At 63.9% G+C, this 7,568-nt stretch carries 8 protein-coding genes and 1 pseudogene; all 9 read left to right on the top strand.

Going from position 1 to position 7,568, the window contains the following annotated elements; all coding sequences use genetic code 11:
* A pseudogene (locus ACV22Z_RS34430) lies at positions 1–94 on the top strand (zinc-binding dehydrogenase); the annotation flags it as partial.
* An 81-nt stretch (positions 95–175) separates the two neighbouring features.
* The gene (locus ACV22Z_RS34425; protein WP_448080715.1) at positions 176–559 is read left to right on the top strand and encodes a VOC family protein; all 384 of its coding nucleotides are present in this window, start codon (positions 176–178) and stop codon (positions 557–559) included.
* A 108-nt stretch (positions 560–667) separates the two neighbouring features.
* Positions 668–1,363 carry a histidine utilization repressor gene (gene hutC / locus ACV22Z_RS34420; RefSeq protein WP_448080714.1) on the top strand — a complete coding sequence of 232 codons (696 nt, stop codon included), beginning with the start codon at positions 668–670 and terminating at the stop codon, positions 1,361–1,363.
* Between the two features lie 575 nt (positions 1,364–1,938).
* Positions 1,939–2,451 (top strand): hypothetical protein, encoded by a 513-nt coding sequence (locus ACV22Z_RS34415; protein ID WP_448080713.1) that lies wholly within the window; start codon positions 1,939–1,941, stop codon positions 2,449–2,451.
* Positions 2,452–2,829: 378 nt separating this feature from the next.
* Positions 2,830–3,972, top strand: a complete 1,143-nt coding sequence (locus ACV22Z_RS34410) for a cytochrome c oxidase subunit II (protein WP_448080712.1) — start codon at positions 2,830–2,832, stop codon at positions 3,970–3,972.
* Between the two features lie 13 nt (positions 3,973–3,985).
* Positions 3,986–5,740, top strand: coding sequence for a cytochrome c oxidase subunit I (gene ctaD / locus ACV22Z_RS34405; protein ID WP_448080711.1), 1,755 nt, complete (start codon positions 3,986–3,988; stop codon positions 5,738–5,740).
* Entirely contained in the window at positions 5,737–6,348 is a 612-nt protein-coding gene (locus ACV22Z_RS34400) for a cytochrome c oxidase subunit 3 (RefSeq protein WP_448080710.1), read from the top strand. The genes ctaD and ACV22Z_RS34400 overlap by 4 nt, the downstream gene beginning before the upstream one ends.
* Complete coding sequence (locus ACV22Z_RS34395; protein ID WP_448080709.1) at positions 6,345–7,052, top strand: heme-copper oxidase subunit III family protein; 708 nt, start codon at positions 6,345–6,347, stop codon at positions 7,050–7,052. The genes ACV22Z_RS34400 and ACV22Z_RS34395 overlap by 4 nt, the downstream gene beginning before the upstream one ends.
* Positions 7,053–7,060: 8 nt before the next feature.
* A complete protein-coding gene (locus tag ACV22Z_RS34390; RefSeq protein ID WP_448080708.1) occupies positions 7,061–7,402 on the top strand; it encodes a cytochrome C oxidase subunit IV family protein in 342 nt (113 codons plus the stop codon).
* The last annotated feature ends 166 nt before the right edge of the window (positions 7,403–7,568 follow it).

Genomic DNA, 7,568 nt, shown 5'->3' with positions numbered 1-7,568 from the left:
CCTGATCACGCACACGCTGCCGCTCGAGAAGATCAACGACGGCTTCGACCTGATGAAGAAGGGCGAGTCGATCCGCTCGGTCGTACTGTACTGAGCACCCTGTGCGGCGCCGGTTCCGTCGCAACGACGGGCTCGGTCGCCGCGCCGATTTCACGTTCCTTAAGGAGACGACACGATGACGGTATTCACGCATGTAACGCTGGGCACGAACAACCTCGACCGCGCCCGCACGTTCTACGACCAGGTCCTTGGCGAGATCGGCCTGACCCGCAAGGCCGATCTGGGCGACCGGGGCTCCATCTGGGGCGAAAACGCGCCGTCGTTCTTCGTGCTCCGGCCGGCAAACGGCGAACCGGCGACCGTCGGCAACGGCGTGACCGTGTCGTTTGAAGCGCCGAGCCGCGCGGCGATCGATGCGTTCCACCGTACGGCGCTTGCCGCCGGCGCAACCGACGAGGGCGCGGCCGGGCCGCGCGACTGGGCGCCGAACGCGTACGCGGCCTACGTTCGCGATCTGGACGGCAACAAGCTCGCGGCCTATTGCTTCAAGCCGGCGTGACGTCGGCGGGCGGTCGGAATACGGCGCCGGCGCCCGTCGCCGGCGCGGGGCCGGATTCGGTGCTCGCGCTGCCCGCAGCGATCTTGCCTATGTTTGAGCGGTAATCCAGTGAGTGCACCAGCCTATCAGGTGATCAAGGATTTCATCCTCGCGTGCATTCACTCGGGTGAATGGGCAGAGGGCGATCAGGTGCCGACCGAAAACGAATTGGCCGGCGTGTTCAAGGTCGGTCGCATGACCGCCAACCGGGCGCTGCGCGAGTTGAAGGCCGAGCAGGTGATCACGCGCGTGCGAGGCGGGGGCTCCTTCGTCGCACGGCCGAAGTACGAGTCGACTTTGGTGGCGATCCGCAGCATTTCCGAGGAAATCGCGGTCCGTGGGCAGGCGTATCACGCCCGCGTGCTCGGCCTCGAGATCGTGAGGGCCGACGAGGCGCTCGCGGACGAGATGCAGGTCGCGGCGCGGGCGAAGCTGTGGCGTTCGCAGATGCTGCACTACGAGAACGACCAGCCGGTGCAGTTCGAAGAGCGTTGGGTGAATCCCGCAGTTGTGCCGGAATACGCCGAGCAGGATTTCACGAACACGGCGCCGCACCGGTACCTGATGCGCGTGGCTCCGTTGCAGCGCGTCGAGTACCGGATCGAAGCGGCGTCGCCCGCGCCCGAGCACCGCAGGCAGCTTCGGATGGGCGACGTCGAACCGTGCCTGGTATTACATCGGCGCACCTGGTCCCAGGGTGGGGTCGCCTCGGTGGTGAATCTGTGGCACCCCGGCAGCCGCTATCGCTTCACCGGGTACTTCTGAATCGTATCGAACGATCCATGTCCGCACTTGCAGGCCGTATCTCGGAACGTGTGCTGCGCTCGCATGAATGCTGATTGCTCGTTGCAGGGGTGGGAAAGCAGGACACTGAACGTACCGGCCGCGCAGCGCGTGCAATCCTCATCGTCCAGGCATCTGGTTTGAGACATGGCAGTCGTCTGGTCATGAAACACGTTCATCTCGCTGGAGCGCATTTTCCATCCGGTGAATTTGATCGAAAAATGATTCCATCGAGATAAGAAAAGTTATCGATACAGCGTGGTTTCCGTGCAAGTTCGGAGGCGCATACGTTCTTCCTGGAGCGCTTCATGGACGCCCGCATCCAGCCTGTTTCTCTTCGTCGACGCCCCCGCCATCGCCGGCACGCTGATGCCGAACTTTGAGCAGAACGCCGCAGCGCCATGCTTAAAGCAGGGTTTTTGTACCTTGCGTTGGCCCCCATATCTGCCATTCTGAAGCGGATAAGGAGCGCACTTCTGACGGAGTGGCGCTAAAGCTGAGCGAGCGGCGTTTTCGGCACCTGAATGACGAAAGCAAATTGTCAGCAAGGAGGTCATATGGAACTGCACATTCAATCACACCATTGGGAGCGGCGGACGCCTGACTGGCTCACCGCTGCCGTGGCCGGTCTTGCGGGCGGTGCCTTGGTGATCGTGCTGGAATTCTTCTGGTCGACCCTGGTGCTCAATGAAAGCCCGTGGCGACCGACCCACAAGATCGCGGCGATGGTGATGGGCCGCAGTGCGCTCGATCAGTTGTCGGAATTCAGCTTCAGCATCGTGGCGATGGCGCTGTTGCTGCACTACGTCCTCGGCGCCATCATGGGGATGATTCTCGGAGCGATCATTGCGCCTTTCCACTTCGATTCGAGCTTGGGCATGGCGGCGATCATCGGGTTGGCCTTCGGGATCGTCGCGTATGTGTGGAACTTCTATGTGATGACGACCGTGTTCCCATGGTTCGTCTCGGAGCGGGGTTCCGGCCCCTTGTTGGCAAACCTGTTGTTCGGTGCGGTCGCGGCCACCGTCTACGTCATGCTGGAACGGCGCAAGCGGGTCGCGATGGATTGACGCGCCGTTTTTTCCCGCCGCGCCGATAGGGCCTGTTCACGTGCCGACGTCGTACACGTGAACCGACCCTGAACACCCGGCGCCCTCGGGAGACGGCCGCCTTGGCAACCCATGCCGGAGGCGGCCGTTTTGCATTGCTTCGCAGCAAACTGGCGCCTCATTCGCGCGATCCGTATATGGGGCGCGATTCCCCGTTGCGCTGCCTTGCACGATGCAGAGGAGAGGACTACCTTTTCTCTAGAGCCGCTTACAACAAGCAGCGAAGCGGTCCTGCCCGGGCGTGCTGGCGCAGACAGTGCCGAAGTACTGCAAGGCGGCACGTCCAGCCAGGCGCGTCCTGTCAGCGGCTCCAGCGAGTGACGCGCAGCGAGGTGGGCTATGGCGCTTGCGATTGCCCTGATCCTGATCATCGCATTGGCGGTGGGGTTTCACTTTGCCAGCCCCTGGTGGACCACGCCGATCGCGTCGAACTGGGTGAGCATGGACGACATGCTGACGATCACGCTCGTCATTACCGGCGTGTTCTTCATCGGGATCAACCTGTTCATCGTGATCGCGCTGCTGCGCTACCGCCACCGCGCGGGTCATCGCGCTGCTTACGAGCCGCACAACAAGCGGCTGGAATGGTGGCTGATCGGCCTGACCGCGATCGGCGTGGCAGCGTTGCTGGCACCGGGGCTCTTCGTCTATGCGGACTACGTACGGCCGCCGCGCAACGTGCTGCAGATGGAAGTGCTCGGCCAGCAATGGCAATGGCGCTTCCGCTTTGCCGGCCCCGGCGGCAAGCTGGGCACGACGGACGTGCGCTACATCAGCAACGACAACCCCTTCGGCATGAACCCCGGCGACCCGAACGGCCGTGACAACTACCTGATCGAGACGCCCGAGGTGCACCTGCCGCTCAACCGGCCGATCCAGGTGCTGACACGGTCGCGCGACGTGCTCCACGACTTCTACGTCCCGCCGTTCCGTGCGCGCATGAACATGGTGCCCGGGATGGTGACCACCTTCTGGTTCACGCCGACCAAGGCAGGGCGTTACGACATCCTGTGCGCGCAGCTTTGCGGTATCGGGCACTCCAACATGCGCGGCGTCGTGGTGGTCGAAGATGAAGCATCGTTCTCGCGCTGGCTGGCGCAGCAGACCACGTTCGCGCAGCGGCAGCAGGCGAAGGTGCAGGCCGCATCCGCCGCGGCAGGCGGCAGCGCCCAGGCGCTTGCCGACCAGGGCAAGACGCTCGCAGCGGCCAAGGGCTGCGTTGCCTGCCATACCGTGGACGGCAGTCCGCGCGTGGGCCCCACCTGGAAGGGCCTGTACGGCAAGACCGAAACGATGGCCGACGGCAGTACCGTGAAGGTGGACGAAGCCTATCTGCGCGCGTTCATCCGCGACCCGAAGGCCCGCGTCGTGAAGGGCTTCTCACCCATCATGCCGACCTTCGACCTGAGCGACCAGGAACTGACCGCGCTGGTGACCTACATCGAATCGCTGGGCGGCCCGGCCGCCAGCGCTGCCAACTAGCGGAGCAGACACAATGTCCTACGCGCACACCGACCACGCCCCGCAAAGCTTCTGGACCCGCTATGTGTGGAGCCAGGACCACAAGGTCATCGCCGTGCAGTATTCGCTGACGGCCATCGCCATCGGCCTGGTCGGCATGGTGCTGTCGGACCTGATGCGGCTGCAGCTCGGCTTTCCGGGCAAGTTCAGTTTCATCGACGCCAACCACTACTACCAGTTCGTCACGATGCACGGGATGATCATGGTGATCTACCTGTTGACGGCGCTGTTCCTGGGCGGCTTCGGCAACTACCTGATCCCGTTGATGCTGGGCGCGCGCGACATGGTGTTCCCGTTCCTCAACATGCTGAGCTACTGGGTCTACCTGCTGGCCGTGCTGGTGCTGACAGCGAGCTTCTTCGTGCCGGGCGGGCCGACCGGCGCGGGCTGGACGCTGTATCCGCCGCAGGCCATCCTGCCGGGCACGCCGGGCGTGGAATGGGGCATCGTGCTGATGCTGGTGTCGCTGGCGATCTTCATCGTCGCGGCAACGATGGGCGGCCTGAATTACGTCACCACCACGCTGCAGGCGCGCACCCGCGGCATGACGCTCATGCGCATGCCGCTCACGGTGTGGGGCATCTTCATGGCGACCATCCTGGCGCTGCTGGCGTTTCCGGCGCTGTTCGTGTCGGCGGTGATGATGCTGCTCGACCGGACACTCGGCACCAGCTTCTTCATGCCGGCCGTGGTGTCGATGGGGCAGACGCTCAAGCATGCCGGCGGCAGCCCGCTGCTGTTCCAGCACCTGTTCTGGTTCTTCGGGCATCCCGAGGTCTACATCGTCGCGCTGCCGGCCTTCGGCATCGTGTCGGACCTCATCAGCACGCACGCGCGCAAGAACATCTTCGGCTACAAGATGATGGTGTGGGCCATCATCATCATCGGTGTGCTGAGCTTCGTGGTCTGGGCGCACCACATGTTCATCGCCGGCATGAATCCGTACTTCGGCTTCTTCTTTGCCACCACCACGCTCATCATCGCCGTCCCGACCGCCCTCAAGGTCTACAACTGGGTGCTGACGCTGTGGCGCGGCGATATCCACCTGACCGTGCCGATGCTGTTTGCCATCGGCTTCATCAGCACCTTCGTGCTGGGCGGTCTGACGGGGCTCTACCTCGGCAACGTAAGCGTGGACATTCCGCTGTCGAACACGTACTTCGTGGTCGCGCACTTCCATATGGTGATGGCCGTGTCGCCGATCCTGGTGGTGTTTGGCGGCATCTACCACTGGTATCCGAAGGTGACGGGCCGCATGCTCAACGACACGCTCGGGCGCGCGCACTTCTGGATCACCTTCGTCGGCACCTATGCGATCTACTTCCCGATGCACTATCTCGGCATCCTTGGCATGCCGCGGCGGTATTACGCGTATGAGGGCTACAGCTTCATTCCCCATTCGGCGCAGACGCTCAACACGTTCATTACCGTCGTTGCGCTGATCGTTGGGGTGGCGCAGTTGCTGTTCCTGTACAACCTGGCGTGGAGCCTCGTGCGCGGCAAGCGTGCCGACAGCAACCCGTGGCGGGCCACCACGCTCGAATGGCAGACGCCGCAAACGCCGCCCGTGCACGGCAACTGGGGCGCCGCGCCGCCCGTCGTCTACCGCTGGGCGTACGAATACAGCCCGCCGGGGCACGAGGAAGACTTCATCCCGCAAAACCAGCCGCCCGAGACGGTGCCCGAAGCGGCCCACCCGACGCTGCAACCCGGCGAGGCACGCGAATGACCACACTGCCACGCCCGTTCGTTCCTGGCGCGCCGCCTGTGTTGCCGAATGCGAGCCGCATCGGGCTGATCGTGTTCATGGCGGTGGCAACGACCTTGTTTTCATTGCTGCTGCTCGCCTATGCCATGCGCATGCGCGAGCCGGACTGGCAGCCGATCCCGCATCCGGTTCTGCTGTGGTGGAATACCGGCGCGCTGGTGCTGGCAAGCATGGCCATGCAGCGTGCGCGGCAGATGACCTTGCGCCGCGCTGCGTGGCTGGTGTCCGGCGGTGTGCTGGCGGCCGTGTTCGTGCTCGGACAACTGGCCGCCTGGCGCATGCTGTCGGCGGCCGGGCAGACCGTCGCCGTCAATCCTTCCAACAGCTTCCTCTACCTGCTCACCGGCCTGCACGGGCTGCATGTGCTGGGCGGGCTGGTGGCCTGGGCCGTGACGATCGCGCTGCTCCGGCGCGCGGACCCCTTCCGGGCCCAGCGCGCCATCGCGCTGTGCGCGATCTACTGGCATTTCCTGCTGGCTGTCTGGCTCGTGCTGCTCGCGGCGATGTGGTGGATCACCCCTGCAATCGTCGCCGCCATCTGCGGGCCGCTGTATGGAGCCGCGCCATGACCACGCCCACGCTGCCCACCGAATCCGCGGCCACCCCGCCCACCGACGCCGGGCCGGACGGCTGGCGCGGCATCGTCACGGACTGGTCGGCCGACCGCCAGGCCTTCAAGGTGCCGTGGGGCAAGGCGATGATGTGGATCTTCCTGCTGTCGGACACGTTCATCTTCAGCAGCTTCCTGATCGGCTACATGACGGTGCGCATATCGACCACGGCGCCGTGGCCTGACCCTTCCAAGGTGTTCGGGCTCACTGTGGGCGGCGTGGATGTGCCGTTGCTGCTGATCGCCATCATGACGTTCACGCTGATCACCAGCAGCGGCACCATGGCGATGGCTGTCAACTTCGGCTACCGGCGCAATGCAACGCGTGCCGCCGCACTGTTGCTGGCGACCGCGCTGCTGGGCGCGACCTTCGTGTCGATGCAGGCCTTCGAATGGACCAAGCTGATCGTCCATGAAGGTATCCGCCCGTGGGGCAACCCGATCGGCGCGGCGCAGTTTGGCGCGTGCTTCTTCATGATCACCGGGTTCCACGGCTTTCACGTGACCTGCGGCGTGATCTACCTGCTGCTGATCGCACGCAAGATCCTGCAGCCAGGGTTCACCGAGCACGGCAACTTCCAGATCGTCGAGATTGCCGGCTTGTACTGGCACTTCGTCGACCTGGTGTGGGTGTTCATCTTCGCGCTGTTCTATTTGTGGTGAGGCCGACCATGGATCACACCGATCCCGCCCATCAACCCGACGCCGCGCACGGCCAGCAGCATCCGATCGGCCTCTACCTGAAGATCTGGGGCCTGCTGTTCGTACTGAGCACGATGTCGTACATGGTGGATTACTTCCGCGTGCAGGGCCTGATGCGCTGGGTGCTGATCGTCGTGCTCATGATCGCCAAGGCCGGGCTGATCGTGTCGATCTTCATGCACATGATGTGGGAGCGGCTGGCGCTGGTGTACGCGATCCTGATACCGCCGCTGTGCCTGCTGGTGCTGATGGTGCTGATGGCGGCCGAAGCGCATCACACGTTCGGCATGCGGGAGCTGTTCTTCCACTGACCCCTTTGCCGACCAAGCTCTTCTGATTCCCCATCTCCGGCCTGATTGCCGATCGTTCGTTGCGCGCTCGTTTCATCGGCAATCAGGTCGTCGATTCATTGGCTATCGAAGACGGATAACCGAGGAAGAGCCAGAACGGCGACGCTATCAAGCCGGTTCGTATATG

It is taken from the genome of Burkholderia sp. PU8-34 (assembly GCF_053427725.1).
The sequence above is the reverse complement of the archived record's forward strand: the minus strand, read 5'-3'. Positions and strand labels throughout refer to the sequence as shown.